The sequence below is a fragment of the Paenibacillus sp. LHD-117 genome (assembly GCF_030929555.1).
Lineage (GTDB): Bacteria > Bacillota > Bacilli > Paenibacillales > Paenibacillaceae > Pristimantibacillus.
Window position 1 is genome coordinate 149,979 of record NZ_JAVFVT010000009.1, and the last position, 18,774, is coordinate 168,752.

16 protein-coding genes and 1 tRNA gene are annotated in these 18,774 nt (G+C 52.9%); 6 read left to right on the forward strand and 11 right to left on the reverse strand.

Annotated elements, in window-relative coordinates; all coding sequences use genetic code 11:
* Positions 1-9 precede the first annotated feature (9 nt).
* Positions 10-234 carry a hypothetical protein gene (locus tag RB620_RS09315; protein ID WP_308093725.1) on the reverse strand — a complete coding sequence of 75 codons (225 nt, stop codon included), beginning with the start codon at positions 232-234 and terminating at the stop codon, positions 10-12.
* 218 nt (positions 235-452) lie between these two features.
* Between RB620_RS09315 and RB620_RS09320 the strand changes: the two genes are divergently transcribed.
* Positions 453-1,535, forward strand: a complete 1,083-nt coding sequence (locus tag RB620_RS09320) for a helix-turn-helix transcriptional regulator (protein WP_308093727.1) — start codon at positions 453-455, stop codon at positions 1,533-1,535.
* 107 nt (positions 1,536-1,642) lie between these two features.
* Here RB620_RS09320 and RB620_RS09325 read toward each other — a convergent pair whose 3' ends face one another.
* Both RB620_RS09325 and RB620_RS09330 read right to left on the reverse strand, forming a co-directional pair.
* The gene (locus RB620_RS09325) at positions 1,643-2,947 is read right to left on the reverse strand and encodes an ankyrin repeat domain-containing protein (RefSeq protein ID WP_308093729.1); all 1,305 of its coding nucleotides are present in this window, start codon (positions 2,945-2,947) and stop codon (positions 1,643-1,645) included.
* A gap of 54 nt (positions 2,948-3,001) precedes the next feature.
* On the reverse strand, positions 3,002-4,252 hold the full coding sequence (locus RB620_RS09330; protein WP_308093731.1) for an MFS transporter: 1,251 nt from the start codon (positions 4,250-4,252) through the stop codon (positions 3,002-3,004).
* Between the two features lie 657 nt (positions 4,253-4,909).
* Here RB620_RS09330 and RB620_RS09335 point away from each other — a divergent pair.
* Both RB620_RS09335 and RB620_RS09340 read left to right on the forward strand, forming a co-directional pair.
* Positions 4,910-5,350: a hypothetical protein gene (locus tag RB620_RS09335; protein ID WP_308093732.1), complete on the forward strand. Its 441-nt coding sequence runs from the start codon at positions 4,910-4,912 to the stop codon at positions 5,348-5,350.
* A gap of 613 nt (positions 5,351-5,963) precedes the next feature.
* Positions 5,964-6,042, forward strand: a tRNA-Pro gene (locus RB620_RS09340).
* Between the two features lie 58 nt (positions 6,043-6,100).
* Here RB620_RS09340 and RB620_RS09345 read toward each other — a convergent pair.
* The 6 genes from RB620_RS09345 to RB620_RS09370 form a co-directional block, all read right to left on the reverse strand.
* Positions 6,101-7,615 carry an ABC transporter substrate-binding protein gene (locus RB620_RS09345; RefSeq protein WP_308093733.1) on the reverse strand — a complete coding sequence of 505 codons (1,515 nt, stop codon included), beginning with the start codon at positions 7,613-7,615 and terminating at the stop codon, positions 6,101-6,103.
* Positions 7,616-7,753: 138 nt separating this feature from the next.
* A complete protein-coding gene (locus RB620_RS09350; protein ID WP_308093734.1) occupies positions 7,754-8,953 on the reverse strand; it encodes an MFS transporter in 1,200 nt (399 codons plus the stop codon).
* A 34-nt stretch (positions 8,954-8,987) separates the two neighbouring features.
* Positions 8,988-10,118 (reverse strand): Gfo/Idh/MocA family protein, encoded by a 1,131-nt coding sequence (locus RB620_RS09355; RefSeq protein WP_308093735.1) that lies wholly within the window; start codon positions 10,116-10,118, stop codon positions 8,988-8,990.
* 21 nt (positions 10,119-10,139) lie between these two features.
* Positions 10,140-10,943, reverse strand: coding sequence for a sugar phosphate isomerase/epimerase family protein (locus RB620_RS09360; RefSeq protein WP_308093737.1), 804 nt, complete (start codon positions 10,941-10,943; stop codon positions 10,140-10,142).
* A gap of 138 nt (positions 10,944-11,081) precedes the next feature.
* Positions 11,082-11,963, reverse strand: a complete 882-nt coding sequence (locus tag RB620_RS09365; protein ID WP_308093739.1) for a carbohydrate ABC transporter permease — start codon at positions 11,961-11,963, stop codon at positions 11,082-11,084.
* Between the two features lie 13 nt (positions 11,964-11,976).
* On the reverse strand, positions 11,977-12,912 hold the full coding sequence (locus RB620_RS09370; protein WP_374121385.1) for an ABC transporter permease: 936 nt from the start codon (positions 12,910-12,912) through the stop codon (positions 11,977-11,979).
* A 547-nt stretch (positions 12,913-13,459) separates the two neighbouring features.
* On the opposite strand from RB620_RS09370, the gene RB620_RS09375 reads away from it, so the two are divergent.
* The 3 genes from RB620_RS09375 (at position 13,460) to RB620_RS09385 (ending at position 15,807) form a co-directional block, all read left to right on the forward strand.
* Positions 13,460-14,584, forward strand: coding sequence for an ROK family transcriptional regulator (locus tag RB620_RS09375; protein WP_308093741.1), 1,125 nt, complete (start codon positions 13,460-13,462; stop codon positions 14,582-14,584).
* Positions 14,585-14,678: 94 nt separating this feature from the next.
* On the forward strand, positions 14,679-15,170 hold the full coding sequence (locus RB620_RS09380; RefSeq protein ID WP_308093743.1) for an LURP-one-related/scramblase family protein: 492 nt from the start codon (positions 14,679-14,681) through the stop codon (positions 15,168-15,170).
* A 97-nt stretch (positions 15,171-15,267) separates the two neighbouring features.
* A complete protein-coding gene (locus tag RB620_RS09385) occupies positions 15,268-15,807 on the forward strand; it encodes a superoxide dismutase family protein (protein WP_308093744.1) in 540 nt (179 codons plus the stop codon).
* A 171-nt stretch (positions 15,808-15,978) separates the two neighbouring features.
* Here the strand turns inward: RB620_RS09385 and RB620_RS09390 are convergent, their stop codons facing one another.
* Both RB620_RS09390 and RB620_RS09395 read right to left on the reverse strand, forming a co-directional pair.
* Complete coding sequence (locus tag RB620_RS09390) at positions 15,979-17,193, reverse strand: MDR family MFS transporter (RefSeq protein ID WP_308093746.1); 1,215 nt, start codon at positions 17,191-17,193, stop codon at positions 15,979-15,981.
* A gap of 253 nt (positions 17,194-17,446) precedes the next feature.
* Entirely contained in the window at positions 17,447-18,745 is a 1,299-nt protein-coding gene (locus tag RB620_RS09395; RefSeq protein ID WP_308093747.1) for a purine/pyrimidine permease, read from the reverse strand.
* Positions 18,746-18,774 lie beyond the last annotated feature (29 nt).

Below are 18,774 nucleotides of genomic sequence, written 5' to 3' on the forward strand. Positions count from 1 at the left end.
TTCACGCGTTTAATAAAACGGCCCCGACGTCGAGCAACCCGGATAACCGTTGATGTCCTGAATCGCCGAGAACGGATAATGTTTGGACGCGAACTGGCTTTGGTACATGTATTCCGTCAACACGACGGTATTATTGTCCAAGCTGCACAGGACGCCGGATACCCCTTGGCCGTTCTTAAGCGAGACGCCGACTGGTTGGCCAACCAGCATAAGCGCTTTCTGATACCATGGCATGGGTACTCACCTCCCCGTACCATCGTATGTAGATAGCCGCGGAAGGAAACTTGGCCTACGCCCGTTTTGACGGCTCGCCTCGCCAAGAATGGCCTGCTGAATGCCTTGCCCGCCTCCGAAGATTGAACGCGCAAGACGCTGGAGGTCGAATCCGGACTCTTCTGTGTTACAATACTAGCAACAAGATTGCGGTTAAGATCAGTGGGAGGAACAACCGAATGGCACAGGCACCCGATATGTCCTATACAACCGACGAAATCGCGAAGCTCTTGAAGATCTCCAAGCTGACCGTCTATGATTTGATCAAAAAAGGCGAGCTTCCCTCCTACCGCGTCGGCAAACAAATGCGTGTGGACGCCGCCGACCTCGAAGCGTACAAACGGAGGAACCGCACGGTTAAGGAAGCCGAGCAGACGCCGCTCCCTCGTTCATCTCGGGCGGCGCTTGCCTCGCCGGCGGCCTTCAGTCATGGCGATGACCGGCAACAAGCGGCGAACGGATTGCCGACCGAAGTTTCGCCTGCCGCAAGCCAACGGGGAGCCGCGAACGCCGAATCGGCGAACGTATCGCCTCCCGCGAGCTTCGCTCAAGCCCCCCGTTCCATCGTCATTACGGGACAAGACATCAGCCTTGATATATTAGCCCGGCACCTGGAGCAGCAGGCGCCGGAGTTTCGTACGCTGCGCGCCCACGTCGGCAGCATGGACAGCCTGATTCGCATGTACAAGGGCGAAGCGGATCTCGTCAGCACCCACCTGCTGGACGGCGATTCCGGCGAGTATAACCTGCCCTATATCCGAAGTCTGCTCGTCGGCTCGCCTTACCTCGTCGTCAATCTGCTGACCAGAACCGCCGGGCTGTTCGTCGCGGCCGGCAATCCGCTCGGCATCGGCGAATGGGCGGATCTGGCACGTCCGGGTTTGCGGTTCGCCAATCGGGAGCAAGGCTCCGGCGCGCGCGTGCTGCTCGACGAGCAACTGCGGCTCCACGGCATTCCGCAGAGCAGCCTCCTCGGTTACGGCGACGTGTCGACGAACCACCTTTCCGTCGCGGCCAAAGTCGCCTCGGGCGATGCGGATGTCGGCGTAGGCACGGAGAAGGCCGCCGCCATCGTCCAGGGCGTGGATTTTGTCCCGCTCGTCAAGGAACGATACGATCTGGTCATGCTGAAGAAACCGGGCAACGGTCCCTGGATCGAAGCCGTGCTCCGCATTCTCCGGTCGGAATCGTTCAAGCGCGAGCTGCGCTCGATCGCTGATTACGACCTGAGCCGGACCGGCGAGATCATCGCGGAAGCCTAGCTGCGGGCTTGATCCACGCCGTTAGCAACCGGCTTGCGTCCCGATAAAACAAAACAGCGGAAGCCATGGACGAGAAAGAGACGGTCCCAGCTTCCGCTGTTTTAAAGTTATCGCGCTACTCCATGTCCGATAAGCACATTCTTCACTTCGTCTTTGCCGGCTGCGTGTTCGGGCAGATCGGATCCGGCTCTGATCAAACTCTCCGCTACCGCCGGATAATTACCGCGCGGATCCTCGCAATGCAAGGATCCCCAGATGCAGCTGCCCAGGGGAGACCCGCCATACTCGTTCAACAGATGAACGGATGCGCCCTGCTCGAGCAGCAATTGAACGAGCTCTACGTTCCCGCGAATAGCCGCACGATGAAGCGCCGTAAAGGATTGACTGCTTGCATTTACATCAAAACCAACCTCCAACATGAGGCGGACTGCTTCCACTCGATTATCCCACGCCGCGTCCGCGATCAAACCTTGATCCTCCGGTTGCAGGGATTGGACCATGTTCGGATGCGTACGAATGATGTGATGTACGGCTGCTCTGTCCGCTCCTCCGCAAGCAAGCAAAAATCTCTCCTCAACCGAAGCGTAATTCAGCATCAGTTCAGTTATATCAGCATGTTTTAAACAGGCTGCGAGATAAAGCGGCCGGAATGCTCTACCGATTATATATTCATAAATATGTCCGCCATCCGAAGAGCCGGAGGTAAAGTCTCCTTTTCCGATTTGAGCATGGACACTGCCCGGATCCGACTCAAGAATACGGCGAACCTGTTCGACATCTCCGAGCATAATGGCCATGAAGATATCCGTTTGGGCGCCTCGTTTGATCAGATAGTTGCATTTATCCGGGTTGTCCACGGACCATTGGGCCGGTGTACTGCCGTGATCGACGTCACGCCTATCGATGTCTGCCCCGTGAGCAAGAAGAAAGTCTATGATCTCATGCGAAGTGGCAAAATGAAGCGGAACTTGTCCGTCGGGCCCCCGCTGATTGGCGAAAGAAGGGTCCTCTTCGGCCATCTTTTCGAGCGTATCCAACATGCCTAACGCTGCCGCTGCATGCGGGTCGACACGAGCGCCTCGCTCAATTAAGTAATGCGCCAAGTCGTGATGGTTGTGATGCAGAACGCCGAAGCCTCCCGCCCACCAACTACTTTTGGCATTGATATCCGCGACATTCTCCAGCAACAAATCGACCATCTCTCGATTGCCTCTCGAAGCCGCGACGACGATGGCCGGCGAATCGAATGAAAACCACGGTTCATCGATCCGCCTCGCTAATAAAGGATGGCTTTGGAGTAATTGCGCCGTCGTTTCCACATCACCGGCTTGAACGGTTTGTATAAACTGCTCCATGGCAATCTTGTTCTGACCGTCTATTGAATCAAAAGAATCCCTGTTTATTTCATTCATGATAAGGTCACCCTCCATTGTGATAAGTAATGATCGAACCGCCGAAATAAAAAGTTATTCCGCCCGAACCTCCGGCACGCGCATAAGGATCACGATCCCGATGAGGAACAAGAGAACAAGGCTGAACACGCCCGCGTTTGTGTTGCCGGTCAGCTGCGCCGTCACCCCGACGAGCAGCGGTCCCAAGATCGAAGCAAACTTGTCGAAAATATTGTAAAACCCGAAAAACCGGTTGGCGCCCTGCTTCGGCACCATCCGAGCGAAATATGCGCGGCTCAGCGCCTGTATGCCGCCTTGCGAGGTGGCGACCAGCATCGCGAGCACCCAGAAGTCGAACGCCGACTTCATGAAATAGGCGTACACGCACACGATGATATAGACGACGATGCCGGCGTACAGCATGATTTTGCCCGAGAACCGATCCGCCAGACGGCCGTACAGCACCGCGAACGGAGCCGCGACGACCTGCGTGACGAACAAAATGATGAGCAGGTCCGTCGATTCGATGCCGAGGTCGGTTCCGTAAGCGGTGGACATCGTAATGATCGTTCCAACGCCGTCGATATAGAAGAAATAGGCGAGCAAGAACAGGAAAATCGCGCGATGCCGCTTGATTTCCTTGAAGGTGGCGAAAAGCCGCCTGAAGCTGTTCGCGACGATTCGAGGCTCGCGGTCGATGTAATGCTTCTGGCGAACGTTGCGGAGCATCGGCAGGGTGAAGACTCCCCACCAGACGGCCGTGATGAAAAACGCGATTTGGCTGGCCGCCGTGACGGAGATCGGAAGAACCTCTTGCTGGGCTAGCAAAATGATCGCGATGCTGACGATAAAAGGAATCGTGCTCCCGATATACCCGAGCGCGAAGCCCCGGGCGGAAACTTTGTTCATCCGCTCGTCGTCCGTAACGTCCACGAGGAACGCGTCATAGAACACGTTGGAGCCGGCCGAGCCGATCGCGATGAACATATAACAGACGAGCAGGAGCTGCCAGCTGTCGTTCGGAATAAACGTAAGCAGCGCGGTAGCGACGATGCCGAGCAGGCTGAAGCCGGCGAAAAACGTTTTTTTGAACCCTTGGTAGTCGGCAACCGTGCCCAGAATCGGACCTAACAAAGCAAGGATGAACGTCGAAATCGCGATCGCGTAACCCAGATAGGCCGTGGAATCCGCGGCGCTGACGCCGGCGTTCTCGGCCGAAGCTTTGTAGAACAGCGGAAAGACGGCCGTCGAGATGATAATTGAGTAAGCGGAATGGCCCCAGTCGTACCACATCCAGCTTCTTTCTTCCTTCGAAAATGACTTCATAAGGCTTGGCCTCCCGAATGGAACCGTTTGCTTTCATTGTATAGGAAATGCGGGATTTTCGGCGCAAAGAACAAAAAAAATATATTGCGCTTTATTCGCTTATCGGCGCAATTTAAACGAAACGGGTGATCATAACGATCAGCCCGTTTTTTAATAGGGCCACAGGACGCATTCGTTGCAACGTTGATAGGTTCACCTGCGACTGCTCAAAGTCCACATATGAAATCAATACTATAGTCCTATATCCAATTTCTAGAAAAAGAATTACCATAAAGTTGGAAATGACAACATTATACAATTGGAGGATTGGTTATGAGAAAAAGCATTTTCTGTGGTCCTAGCAACGGCGATGATCTCCACCCTGGCGTTTTCTAGCGTATCCGCAAATGGCGGTCGGGGTAATGTAGAAGGACCTACAGTGAAGGATGTCGTCAGCAGAGTGCGGTAATCAAGGAAGAATTCGAAGAAATTCAAGCGAAGTATGGCTTCCTTCCTGTTGAAGAATCCGATTCTGATTTTCTAGTATCACCAATGTCGACTTCCAATGACGTCACATTAACGGATAGCCTAACATACAATTCAACGACTAAGACATACTTTTTCTCCGGTGAGTGGCAATGGAACAACAACTACGATAACTTTGTAGACTTGGAGGATTTGGCGGCATTGCGATTATCTAATGCCTCTGGTTGGCTGATCACAAAGTCGTATGCTAAGACATGGGATAATTACGGTGTGGAAACTGGCTATGTAGATGAATTTGGGCAGCATTCTCCATCAGATTCATTAGTAACAAAACGCTTCGAAGATGCTGGTGGAGTCGTATTCAATGTTATCGACTCATGGTATGCCGCCCATCTTCCCGTGTATGAAACGTACAAAGGTCGTTGTTCCATGTACTTTAAGAAAACTTCTCCCACAGCTTCTACAACCAAAGCCTTCCTTGATTTTCATCATAATTGGAAGACATACGTCTGGAATGCCTCGGCCGAGTTTAGTAACATAGGCTTAACCGGCGTCAGCTATCAGTTAACGGTCACATATTCAGCGGCAAACAAGAATTTCCAAAGAAGCAGCGGAGGCAGAACTGCAAATTAGGATGTGATTATTGAATGAGCAGATTGAAAATCGGAATTTACTTGCTACTGAGTGCTGGAGTGCTATTTTATATTCTTGGCGCAATTTTTAAAACGGATGCACCAGTCACCGATATTCTATTGTCATGTATCGTTGTTATTCTTTTTTATAAGGTGTTGTGGTCCACTGATCGGGATTAGTTGGCAATGAAAAGTCGAGTGATACATTTACACCTGATGAATCAATAGAATAGAGCATCCTCGTATGAGGGTGCTCTTTCTATTGAATAAATCGTATAAGGAATGTCCGTCACGTTTTCCAAATGCACGTTCACTTCGTCACCCCACAGAACTGGTCGGGACGCAGGTGCAGTTACAATTTCTCTAAATGTCCGATATCATCATCATCTTCGACCCTAAGATCAAGGGCTCACTCCCTCGCAAGACATGTGCTCATGCAGCTCGAAGAACTCTACGAATCAACCAATCGGAATATTCCTGAATAAGCCCATTATTACTGACACGTTAGCGGATTTTATCTTGCATGGGTAAGCGCTTAAATAGTATAATTGGGAATAATCGAATGAAGTGAGTATGACGATATTTTTTTGGTATGACGATTCCTATATCAATCGTCGGGGTATGGCGCAGCCTGGTAGCGCGCACCCTTGGGGTGGGTGAGGTCGCACGTTCGAATCGTGTTACTCCGATCCAAACAACAAACAACCATCTTCGCCGCATGCGGCTGGGATGGTTGTTTGTTTGTTGCCGATTATTTAGTCGCTGCCCACTCGTCCAATTGCTTCTGTTTCTCCGCGATCACCTTCTCGATGCCGGCCGCTTTCAGCGCGGCGTTGAACTTCGGCAAGTTCTCCGCCGGGTCAAGCGTTCCGGTCTCCAATCCCATCGCGTATTGCTGGATGACATTCTGGATGGCCGCGAGCTCCGTCTTGACCGGCTCCGGATTGTACATGAAGCCCAGCGCGGCCGACTTCTCCGCCCCTTTGTTGAACGTATCCATCTGTTCCCAGATGTCCGGACTGTCGGTCGTCCACGGATACGCCAGCAGCTGGTTGCCGAACATCCATCCTTGTCTCAAGTTGTAGCCGCTCGTTTTGGCATCCACGCCGTCCGCAAAATCGATCGTGCCGTTTTCGTTGACTTTGTAGTGCTTGCCTTCGATACCCCAATGAAGCAAATTAACGATTTCCTTATCCGTATACAGCAGGTTCAGGAACATCATCGCCCGCTCGGGATCCTTGGATGTCGACGCAATGGCAAGCATCGCGTTCGTAATCGTCAGCGTGTTCATCTTGGCCGGCGCAAGCTTAACTTCCGTCAATTCGACGCCGACCGCCGCACCTGTCTGCGTCGTAATACCGGGTTTGCCTTTGTTCGGCGTCGAGAAGCCGATTCCCGCCTTCAAGTAATCCCTGCCCGACTGGGTAGTCGTCGCGATGTCTTTCGGAATGTAGCCCTCTTTGTACCAGCCATGAAGCGTAGTCACGAACTTGGCGTATTCCTCGCTCTCATATAGATTGACGACCTTCAAAGCGTTCGTGTCCGTCAGCACGCCGATCATGTCGCCAAGCGGATCGATCGTCGTGAGCAGAAGCGGATAAGCGATGGATGCGCCGCCCGACGCCTTGCCGATCATGTACAGGTTAGGGTTGTTTTCTTTGACTTTCTTAAAGACCGGCTCCAGGTCGTCGATCGTTTTGACCGCGCTTGTATCGATGCCGAACTGCTCCACCAGGTCTGTGCGCATTAACATGGTCGGGTAGGCGGCCAAGTCCCGAATGGTCGGAATGCCGTACGTTGTTCCACCAATCTTGGAAGCGGCGAGCACGCTCGGTTCGAACGCATCGATTAAACCTTGTCCGTGCGTTTGCAGCAGATCGTCGAGCGGAACGAGCTTTTTCTGGGCGACTTCGGAAATATATTGGTTCTCCCCGGTAAAGACGATGTCGAGCTTATCGTTCCCGGAAAACATGAGCACCTTCTGCTGCGTCCATGCCGCGGGTTCGATCCGCTTCAGCCTTACCGTCGCGTTAATTTTTTCTTTCGTCAGCTTGCTGATTTCCTGTTCAATCAAACCGAGATCGCGCTGGTCAGCACCCCAGAATGCGAGCGTTATTTCATAAGGCGCAAGCTCGTCGCCATCCCCCTTATTCCCTGTGTTTCCGCCTTTCTCGCCGTTTCCGCCGGTGGAAGAACTGCAAGCTCCCAGGAACATAAATAAGGCGAGCATGGATAACATCAATAAACGAACCGATTTTTCGAACATCGCAAATGACCTCCCTTGGATTTTCAGATTGAGTCGATGAAATATCCTTACACCTGCGTTGCATGTCTTTCAGGTTCCCATGCTGCCCGGGGAGGGAGGGACCCGTGATATCGCCGATGCCCGCCCTCGTCCCCTTCGTCATGATGCCAATTCGGAACGTTTGCTGAACGCCAGCCACATGGACAAAAATCCGATGACGCCAGCCACAGAAATAACGGCGCATATTTGATACATCGTCTGCGGACCCAAGCTCTCGAACATCCAGCCGCCGAACAATCCTGCGATGATGCCGGATATGCCGCCCCAAGTGAGCGCGTATATCGCCTGGCCGGTCGCCCGGTATTCGGCTGGAATGAGATGCGCGGACAGGCTCGTGCCGACGTAGTAATAGCCGCCGAACGTAATGCAGTGCAGTACTTGAATGAAAATGATGTCCAGAGGTCCGCTGACGATCGACATGAGCAGCCAACGGACAACGAACAACAGACTGATGGCGACCAGGCAGCCGAGCATCATTTTCGTCGATTTTTTCAAAAAACGGTCAAACAGAAGAAATACCGGAATTTCGAATATCGCCGACAGAAAGACGGACCAGCCGATTAGCTCGTTGGAGCCTCCCAGGTTGGATATATAAAGCGATACGAAGGTCTGGTTAATGGAATTGGGAACCGATATTAAAACTCCGAGAACAACGAATACAAAAAACACTTTACTGGACAGCATGACCTTCCAATAGCTCTGTCTTTCTCTCTTCGCCTTGCTCGCGATCCTCCCTTGCGGCAGCCCGATCGTAAAGAGCAGCGAAACGATCATCATGATGCCGTACAGCACCCATAGGTTAAGCAGCCCCATCCAGCTGAGGACGGGGCCGGCCAGTACCGCGATGATGGCCCAGCCGAGCGATCCCCACAGGCGGAAAGCGCCGAATTTATGTTTGGTGTTTTCGATCGCGTTCAGAATCAGGCTGTTGCTCTGCGAGAAGGTCGGACTGTTAAAGAAAAAGAAAATGAGCATCAGGGCAAAAATGAAGACGTATTCCTTGGTCTGAAACACGATAATGGTCGCGATCAGATTGCCGATCAGCAGCATGATCAGAACTCGCTTAACGTTCTGAAGCCTGTCGCTCCAATATCCCCAGAACGGGTTGGCGAAGATGGAGATGAACGGACCGCCTGCCATAATCATGCCAATCTCCACTTTGCTGAGCCCGATTTCCTGAAAATATAACGGAAAAAAGGACGTCAGTATCGCAATCGTGCCGTATAGGAAAAAGTTGAATCGCTTAAGTACGTTTAAGGACTTCTCGCTAACTTGCGCTTGAACCGATTGATCCGTCATCGGATTAACATTCCCCCCTTAACAGCCTAGAAGTTTACAGTTTGATTGCAGTCGTCAGGGAGTGTTCCAATATTTCGTCGGCGCTCACCTCTCTGCCAAGACGATCCGACAGGTAGATGCCTTCGCTGATGAGCATCGTCTGCAAGGCGATATGGGCGGTCGGAAGCAGCTCGACCCTGCCTTGCAGAGCGGCAACCCAATGATGCTGCGACGACTGGTACGCATCATAGTCGGGCTTCAGGTGGTTCCAGCGTCCGTCCATCTCATCCAAGTTGACCGTGCAGTTCAAGTCCATGTCGCATACCGTCGTGTGGAAGCTGAACGGAGCAAGCACCGCCTGGTCCGAATAGGCTGGCAATTTCAACCCGCCTTTGGAACCGACGAGGCTGCAGCCTTCGATGCTTCCCAGATGGATGCTCCAAGCTTCATAGATGTCCAACGTCGCCCCGCCTTCGAATTTCACGAAACCAAGCCCGAGCTCCTCTACGTCGAATACCGCCTGATCCGCGCGGCCCGCATCCACATCCATTTCCCTGTAGCCTTTTCCCGATATTCTCGCTACCGTCGGGGTATCCAGCAAATAAAGCATCTGCGCGATATGATAGACGCCCATGTCGATCAGCGCGCCGCCCGCCGCGATATCCTTGTTCAGGAAGGCAGGCGTGCCGTAGCCGTCGATGAACGGGCGGCCCCGGCGGCGATGCCCCGTCGCCCTCGCATGGTACAGCTTGCCGAGCATGCCGCCGTCGGCCAGCGCCTTTGCCGCCTTCGTCTCCTTGCGGTATAGCGTGCCGAGCTGGATATGCAGCTTCTGGCCGTACATCTTGGCCGCATCGAGCATGAGCGTGCCGTCATGATAGGAGCCGGCGATCGGCTTCTCGCAATAAACGTCCTTCCCGGCTTGGAACGCGGCAATCGTCACCGGCGAATGCAGGTTGTTGTGCAGGCAGACATCGACCGCTTCGATATCGTCCCTCTTCAGCAATTCTCTGAAGTCCGTATAGACATTCGGGATGTGGTATTGCCCCGCCACATTGCGCGCTTCCTGCTCGTTCACGTCACAGATCGCGACGATCTCGACATCTGGGATATTGGCGTAGTTTCGCAAATGCGCTTTGCCGATCAAGCCGGCTCCGATAATTCCGATGCGTACTGTTTTCCCCATTCCTGTCATCTCCCTTATCTCTTATGCTTTCGGTTGATTCGCGGCGGCCAATACGCGTTTGGCAGATGCGATGGCCCATTCCATCTCCAGATACTGATTGCCCGGAGCATTGTATTCGATGCCCCAATATCCGTCGTATCCGGCATCAAACAGCGTTCGGACCAGCTGCTCCCCTTTGCCCGACGCAACCGTCTTGCCGTCGAAATGCGTATGGTACACCCATGGAGCCACCAAGCTGTCCCCGATTTCCTCATCCGCCGACCAACGGCCCATATGCAGCAAGATGCCAAAATTCGGATGATTTACGCCTTCCGCTATTTTCTTCAGATAGTGCGGATTTTTGGCGGAGCCCATATGATTCTCCGGCCCGACCATCATGCCTAGGTCGGCTGCAAGCTTGCTCAGCTCTAGAAACTTGCTTATGTTGTAATCGACCTGCTCCTCCGTCTCGGGTTCGGAGCTTTTATCTCCCGTATCGATCCGTACCGAGCTTGCCCCGAGCGTATCCGCTATTCTCATATAAGCGACGGCGTTGCCGTACAGCATCTTCCGCCTGTCTTGATCCGCATCCCAGAGATGGGCGCCATCGACCGCTATATTGACGACCTTCATCCCTTTCTCGTCGATTGCTTCGCGCAGCTTGCGGATGTATGCCTCGTCGGGCAGCGTGAAGATGTCTTGCCGCGCCTTATCGAACGTTCCATTCCATAGATCCACCGTATCCAGCCCATACCTGTATTTGGAAGACTCCAAATAGCCGAAAGTATCCATCTTGCCTTCGTTCATCGTGTTGTTAAAGGAATAACCGCCGATGCTGATTTTCATTTGTTTACCCCTCCTGTGTCCGTAAAAAATCGCATTTCTTTTCTTGCCAGACGCCAAAACCTCTGTCCATCGCCACCTTCGCCGGTATCACCTCCCCTCGTTCGCATTCCGCTTAAGCTCCGGCTACAACTGCATCTGCTAGCCTTTGATCGCGCCGACCGTCAAACCTTTGACGAAAAACCGCTGAAAGAACGGGTAAGCGATTAGAATCGGCAGCACGCCGATGACCGCAATCGCCAGACGTACGCCCTGCGTAGGAATCATGTCATCCCCTACCCGCGTAGAAGAGTCGACATTGTTGAGCAAATACTGGACGTTGAGCAAAATCGTGTTGAGCATGACCTGGATGCTGTACAGCTTGTTGTCCGAAATGTAGATAAGCCCGTTAAACCAATCGTTCCAGTAATTGATGACTTGGAATAATCCGACCGTCGCCAAGACCGGAAGGGACAGCGGCAGCACCATTTGCATGAAAATTCTGAATTCTCCTGCCCCGTCAATGTACGCCGATTCCAGAACGGGCCCGGGTACGGAAACAGTGAAGAACGTCCTCAGAAGGATGACGTAAAAAGCACTGATCAGCAGGCCGGGGACAATGAGCGCCAAAAGCGTGTTGTCGATATTGAAGACGTTCGCGTATATCAGATAAGTCGGAACCAACCCGCCGTTGAACAGCATCGTGAAGAATACGAGGAAAGAGAAGAAGCCTCGCATCGGTAGATCTTTTTTGGAAAGCGGATATGCAAGCAGCGTCATCAAGACCAGACTCGTGAACGTGCCGACGGTCGTCACGATGAACGAAACGCCGTACGCGCCTACGATATCGCTCGATTGCTGGAAGAGAAACCGGTAGCTCTCCAGGCTGAACTGGCTCGGGAAGAAGGAGTAGCCGTCCCGGATAATCGTGTTTTCTTCCGTGAACGAAGCCGTTACCAGCAACAGAAACGGAACGATGCAGAATAAGGCGATGAGCAAAAAGACGACGTTGATGACGCTCTGTTCCCAAGTGATTTTTTTCAATGGATACGCCCCCCTAGAACAACGCGTTGTCCGAATTGATTTTTTTGACCACGAAGTTTGCGAAGATGATGAGCGCGAACCCGACAATGGATTGGTAGAAGCCCGCCGCGGACGCCATGCCGATATCGCCGCTCTTAAGCAAAGCGCGATAGACGTACGTGTCGAGAACGTTGGTCGTCGGCAGCAACGGACCCGAGTCGAGCGGCACTTGGTAGAACAATCCGAAGTCGGCGTAGAAGATTCTTCCGATCTGCAGCAGCGTCATAATAACGATGACTGGAGTAAGGGCCGGGAGCGTAATGTACAGGATTTGTTTAAACTTGCCCGCTCCGTCGATCTTGGCCGCTTCGTAATACTCGTGGTCGAAGCCGACCACCGCGGCGAAGTAGATGATGCATAAGTAGCCGACGCTATGCCACACCTTCACAATCGTCAAAATAACGGGCCAATGCTTGGGCTCCGTATACCACATCACCGCTTCCTTTCCGAACAGGGGGAGGATGGATTTGTTCACGAACCCGGTCTCCATGCTTAGCAGCGAGAATACGAGGTACCCAATAATAACTGTCGAGATCAAGTATGGAAGCAAGATCGCGCTTTGGTAGAAGCGGCGCAAAAACTTGTTTTTCAGCTCGTTCAACAAAATCGCGAAGGCGACCGAAAAAACGAGATTAAGCGCAATAAAGACCGCGTTGTACAGAATGGTGTTTCTCGTAATGACGTAAGCTTCCGACGTCTTGAACAAATATTTGAAGTTTCGGAGTCCGATCCAGTCTCCCCCGAACACTCCTTTCGAAAAATCGATTTCCTTGAAAGCGATCACAATTCCAAACATGGGGATGTAGTTGTTAATGAGCAAATAAGCAATGCCTGGGAGGATCATGAAGTACAGCGCTTTGTATTTTTTTATTTTTTTAAACGTTATTGCCTGGTTTAACCACGACATCATGGCAATTCCCTTCCCCTCGGTTTGATGGATGGCTCCTCTCCGCCCTCCGACTCCTCCTGCCTGCCGACAATCGCTTCAGCTATTGACTCCCCTGTGATAAAGCATGTAAGTCGACCTTAGCTTAAATCAAAAGCACCCCCTTGAATTAATTATTCCAGCGGAAAAACTAATTAACCAAAAAAAATTTCGGCTGCCCTGCCTCGTTTGTGTCCATTATATTTTCGGTTCTCGCCGCTTGTCAACGACTATTTTGTTTTTTTAGAAAATTTGGATAAAAGGCACGAAAAGCGAAAAAAACATTACCCGAAGCACGGCTTCAAGTTGACATATCATCGATTGGTTTTCTATAATCGCTTTGACATCTCTATTGCGACGGACCCTCCTCCCGCCGTAACATTATGCGAAAGACGCGTCGGACTCCTCCTCCTATCGCGCTTCCCATGCTGCCCGTACTCGTAGCTATACCCCCGACCGCCCTATTTTCCTATTAGCCGCTATCTTTGATCCTTGCATGCCATTTCACTTCAGAATGTGGAGACATGAACTTATGAACAAAATCGGTAATCAACAAATGCTGCGGGAAATCAATTTATCAACGCTGCTTCATGCCATATTTACGCATGGGCCGATATCCCGTGTCGAATTAGCCCGAAAGACCAAGCTCAGTCCGACAACCGTGTCGGTTCTGATAGAGGATATGATCCGGGAGCGGCTCGTTCACGAGACCGGTACGATCGGCAGCGGCGTCGGCCGCAAGATGACGATGTTGAACATCCGGGCCGACGGGGGTTATGTGATCGGAGTCGACCTGTCGAGCGCGCCTGTCCGCTGCGTCCTACTTAACTTGAACGGAGAGCTTATCGCGGGCCAAAGCTTTAAGCCGATGATCGGAGAAGAACAAATCAAGGCAGAGCTTGCGGCGCATATCACTGCTTTTATCCAAAAGCATCAAATTCCAATCGAGCGGATCAAACGCATCGGCATCTCCCTGCCGGGCAGACTGGACGAAACGCAAAGCGTCGTTATGACGTCCACCTATTTGCGATTGCATCAATTCCCGCTTCGTCAAACGTTGGAAGACCAGCTGCCTGTCCCCGTGCTTCTGTCGAACGACCTGGACGCCGCCGGGTTCGCCGAACGATTCAGCGGTGCGGCCAAAGGGGACCATACGATCATCTTCCTCATGATCGACTACGGTACGGGCGTCGGAATCGTCATCAACGGACAGATTTATCATGGTTCAAACGGCTCTGCCGGCAGAACGCCTTTCTTCGCGCCTTATTGTACGTCGATTCTTGCGGATCGCTTGCTGAAGGAATTTCCGGATACGTTCGGCGGGAAGGCACACGATGAAATCGTTCAACATTACGTCCGTCTTGCTCTGGAAGGCGTACAGCCTTTCGACGATCAAGTCGAACTGATGATCAGCGACATTGCTGACTTTTGCGGCAAAGCGCTTCAACTCGTCAATCCCCAGAAGATGATTCTCGGCGGATGGATTACCGACAATGCCGTATTTTTCGACCGCTTGGTGACGGCCATCCGAGAATCCGAGAAATCTCCTTACGGAGATACGCCTGTGCTGCCCTTCCATTGGAAAATGCACGGATCGGCCATGGGAGCGGCAACGCTTGGTTTGCACTCGATTTTCAAACAAAAAACCGTCCAATAACAACAAACGGTATTTATTTAGATGGCCATGGAACAATTTTTTTCTCCGCCGCGTATAACCCTATAGAACTAAAATGCGGAAAGGTGGCGTTTGCATGGAGCTTTACTTTAGCGACCGATTCTTCAGCGCGGGAACGACGGACATTATGAACGAGGAAGGGGCTTCGGTCGGCACGATGGATTTGGAGAGCATGCTGTCCGCCTCGTTATCCGTTTACAATTCCGAGAACGCTCTTCGCTTCTCAGGCAAATTCCGGGTTTTCTCGGGCAAGTGGGAGGTGCTGGACGGATCGGGCTTCGAAATCGGCGTCCTGCGCGCGCGGATGTCATTCTTCAGCAAACGATATGAATACGATGCGGGGAGTCGGGGAATCTACCAGATCGAATCGCCTGCCTTCTCTAACGAATACGTCATCCTTGACGAAAATGAGGCAGAGATCGCTACCTTTCAGAAAGTGAGCGGCTGGTTCGAAGCTGGCGCTTTTCGGCTAACGAACCAGTCCACGCTGCTGGACAGCTATGAGCTTATCGCGGTCGTCATGGGTGTCCATAGCATACAAAAAGCGGCTAGCAACGCAGCCACCTAGCGGTCAAATGAATATTTTCCAATTTTATGCACATGATAAAGTTGTTGCCGATTCATCGGCCAAGCTTGAATGTCCATAAAAGCGGAGGTACCGAACCATGAAAAAAATTACAATGACCGCCGTCTTCCTATTCGCCTTGCTATATACGCAGGGATACGGGGCGGCGTATGCCAATGAAAGCAACGAGGCTCCGGGCGCCTCGATCTCCATCGTAAACGCCGAAGGCCAGGCGATCGGCAAAGCGACGCTGGCGCAGAAAGGCGACAAGGTATTGATTCATCTTGAAGCAGAGAAGCTGCCTCCGGGCAAACACGGCTTCCATATTCATCAGTTCGGCAAATGCGAGGCGCCGGACTTCAAGTCGGCCGGCGACCACTTCAACCCGCAGCATAAGCAGCACGGCTTCAACAACCCGAAAGGGTTCCACGAAGGTGATTTGCCGAATATCGAGGTCGGCGCGGACGGCAAAGTAACCGCCGATATCGAGACGGCCGTCGTGACGCTGCAGCCCGGACAGCCGAATTCCATCATGAAGGAAGACGGGGTCTCGCTTGTTATCCATGAAAAGGAGGATGACTACGCGACCGACCCATCCGGCAACTCCGGCGCCCGCATCGCTTGCGGCGTGGTGAAGTAGGAGCCTCGACGAACGACAGACATGCCCGTTCAAGACATGGCGGTACACAAAATAAGCATCTCCATTGGCCTAGCGGCTCCGTGGAGATGCTTTTTTGTTGTCACGATGGGGTTGAATATTCTCTATCATTTTTCTAAATCTGCTGTGCGCGGTCCGCATCAATTGGAAGCGTTACGCAGCTCTCTTCTGGACCGCCGCCTCGCCTATCTCCCCGGCTCTGTAGAACCAGATGGCGACTAGCGAGATGGCCGCTATGACGATGAATAAAGTGGTGCCTCCGTAGTCTTGCAGAAGGAAACCGCCGAGCCATGGACCTATGAAGAAACCAAGGTTCGTGAAGGTTTGCGCCCCGAAGTAAGTGCCGCGCATCCCTTCGGGCGCCAGCTTGTCCAGCATGACGGAGCCTGCCGGGAACGTCAGAATCTCGCCCCACGTGAAGACGAGCATCGACAAGACGAGCAGCCACCAGTTGGTGCTGAACGCGAAGCCGATATCGCCAAGCGCGTAACAGACGCTGCCCGCCGCGATAGCCGTCAGCGGTTTCCTCTTCTCCGCCCACTTGGAGAATGGAATTTGGAACAGGACGACGGCGATCGCGTTCACGCTCATCATCCATGCGAAAACGGCAACCCCGTTCGCGAAATTCTGCTCGATGAACTGCGACAGCGTCGACGTCATCTGCGAATAGCCGATGGCCGTCACAATCCCGCCGAGAATGAAGTACCGGAACGCGCGGTCGCCGCGGATGACGTTCCACGATTTCGCGATCGTGACGGGCTCCTTCTTCTCGCCCTCGATGTTGCGGATGCCGAATTTCTTCAGCAGCACATGCAACAGAATCGCGTAGACGATATAAGTAATGCCCGTGATCGTCCAGGGCAGACTGCCGTCCATCGCGGCGAACAGCGTGCCGAGCAGCGGTCCGACGGCCACGCCGATATTAATGGCCATATAACGAAGAGAGAATATCTGGTACCGCTTCTCGCTTTCGGTCAAATCCGCCATTAACGCCTGCGACACCGGTTCGTAGAACGACCGGCATAAGCCGTTGACGGCGTTAAGCAAGGCGAACACAATCGGAACGCCCGTGACCGCGAAGCCGAGGAATACCGCACCCCACGTATAGATCGCCGCCAGCATAACGATTCTTCGCCCGAACCGGTCAGATAGATGACCGCCGAAGAAACCGCCGAGCATGCCCGCGAGGGAACCCAGTCCGATCGTAATCCCGATCATCGTCGGGCTCATGTCCGTCTTGGCGATCAGGTAAATCGCGAGGAACGGCAAGCTCATCGAGCTGGCCACGCGCGCGAAGATCGTGCCGACGAGCAGCACTTTCACGATCGGGTGAAAACCGTTTAGGGATAATTGCAACCGTCTGAACATCGATGAACCCTCTTTCTCATGCTGCGTAATCGTCGCCTGCTTCCGGAACCGTAGGAAGCGAACATACATCCGGTTTCGAAAGAATAATGTTCCGATTATACAGCAAGCGAGGGGAAAGCGGAAGGGGCAATCCTCGGCTTGTCCAAGGGGTCAGCGGACAGGGAGCGGCACCTAGGACATATTCGATAGCACCCTTCGCGATGTAATCGCGGAACGCGTACTTGTTGTCTACATGCTATGCGGATGGCCCTCGTCACGATGGGTAAGCATTGGAGCTGGAATGCGGTATTCCGCTCTCGGGCCGCCAAAGCTTCTCTAGCGCCATGACGAGCAAAGTTGCGATGAGGAGTCCGTTCCCTAACGCATATTGCAGGACGATCGGAAGCCCCTGCGGCAAAGAAGCGGATACCAGCGTGAAGCCAACGCCGACGAGCAAGCCGATTCCGAGAATCGTCAGCTGCCGTTGGGTTTGCGCCGCTTGCGTCAACGATTGAAAAGAATTTCCGGTCATTTGCACAAAAGTAGCTAACGATACGGCGCTCGCAACGGACGTGGGCAGCATAGCTAGAAAGTTGACGATGCCCGGGACGAAAGATATGAATGACAACGCCAGACATGCCCATAAAAAAGGCTTTCTCCGGGTTTGCCCCGTCATGCGAATGAAGCTGGCGGTAACGGGAAGCGGAACGATGCCGATAGCCGAATACGCTGCGGCAAGTCCATGGGAAACGCCTCCGATCATGCTGCTGCGGTTAAACGTTTTGCGTTCTTCCTTCTCTTCCCTCGGAATGACTTGGCGTGCGGCCGTTACGGCCGCGATTAAATTCGATACTAGAATGAGGGAGAACAAGCTTGCGGTAACCGCCATGCCCGGATTCAACCGAGGCATTCCCCATGCGAATACTTCGGGAAGCTTCATTGCCCATTCCATCTGCATCGGCATATCGGTTGCTATTCCCCCGCTAACCAATACGTGAAGCCCCCATCCGGTTAAAATGCCTAATAAGACGGCATATTGACGCATCCACCCTGTTCCTCTAATCGTTAAGAAGATGACCAAGACGAACACGCCCAATGCGACAACAGCGCCCCAATAGCCGCTTGGCATTCCGGTTTCATCCCCGAGGCTTAACATGCCTTTTAAGAACACGCCGCTTAATTGCAACGACAAAATAAACAAAAACGTGTTCGTCACAAGCGGCGTAAATAAAGAGATCAGCTTATAGAACAGTCCCGTAACGCCGAGTACGAACAGCAGCAACCCTGCAAGCAGCATGCCTCCCTGCAAGAGCTGGAGCGCTTCTTTCGCGTTTTGCCCCTGCTGCGCGGCCATGGCCGCCATCATAATAAAGACGCTGACCCAAGAGCCGGCGGGGCCGTCGACGATCGGAAAGCGGTGCCCAATGATCGATTGCAAGGCGGAGCTCAATCCGACGACAAGGAACGTCCGCTGCATGAGGGACGCGATTTCGTCTTGTGGCAAATGAAATACGCCGCCGATAACAATCGGCAGCGCGACGGAACTAGCCGTCATAAAAATGAACCATTGCATCGCGCGCAAGCCCGCGCCTATAGGAAGTA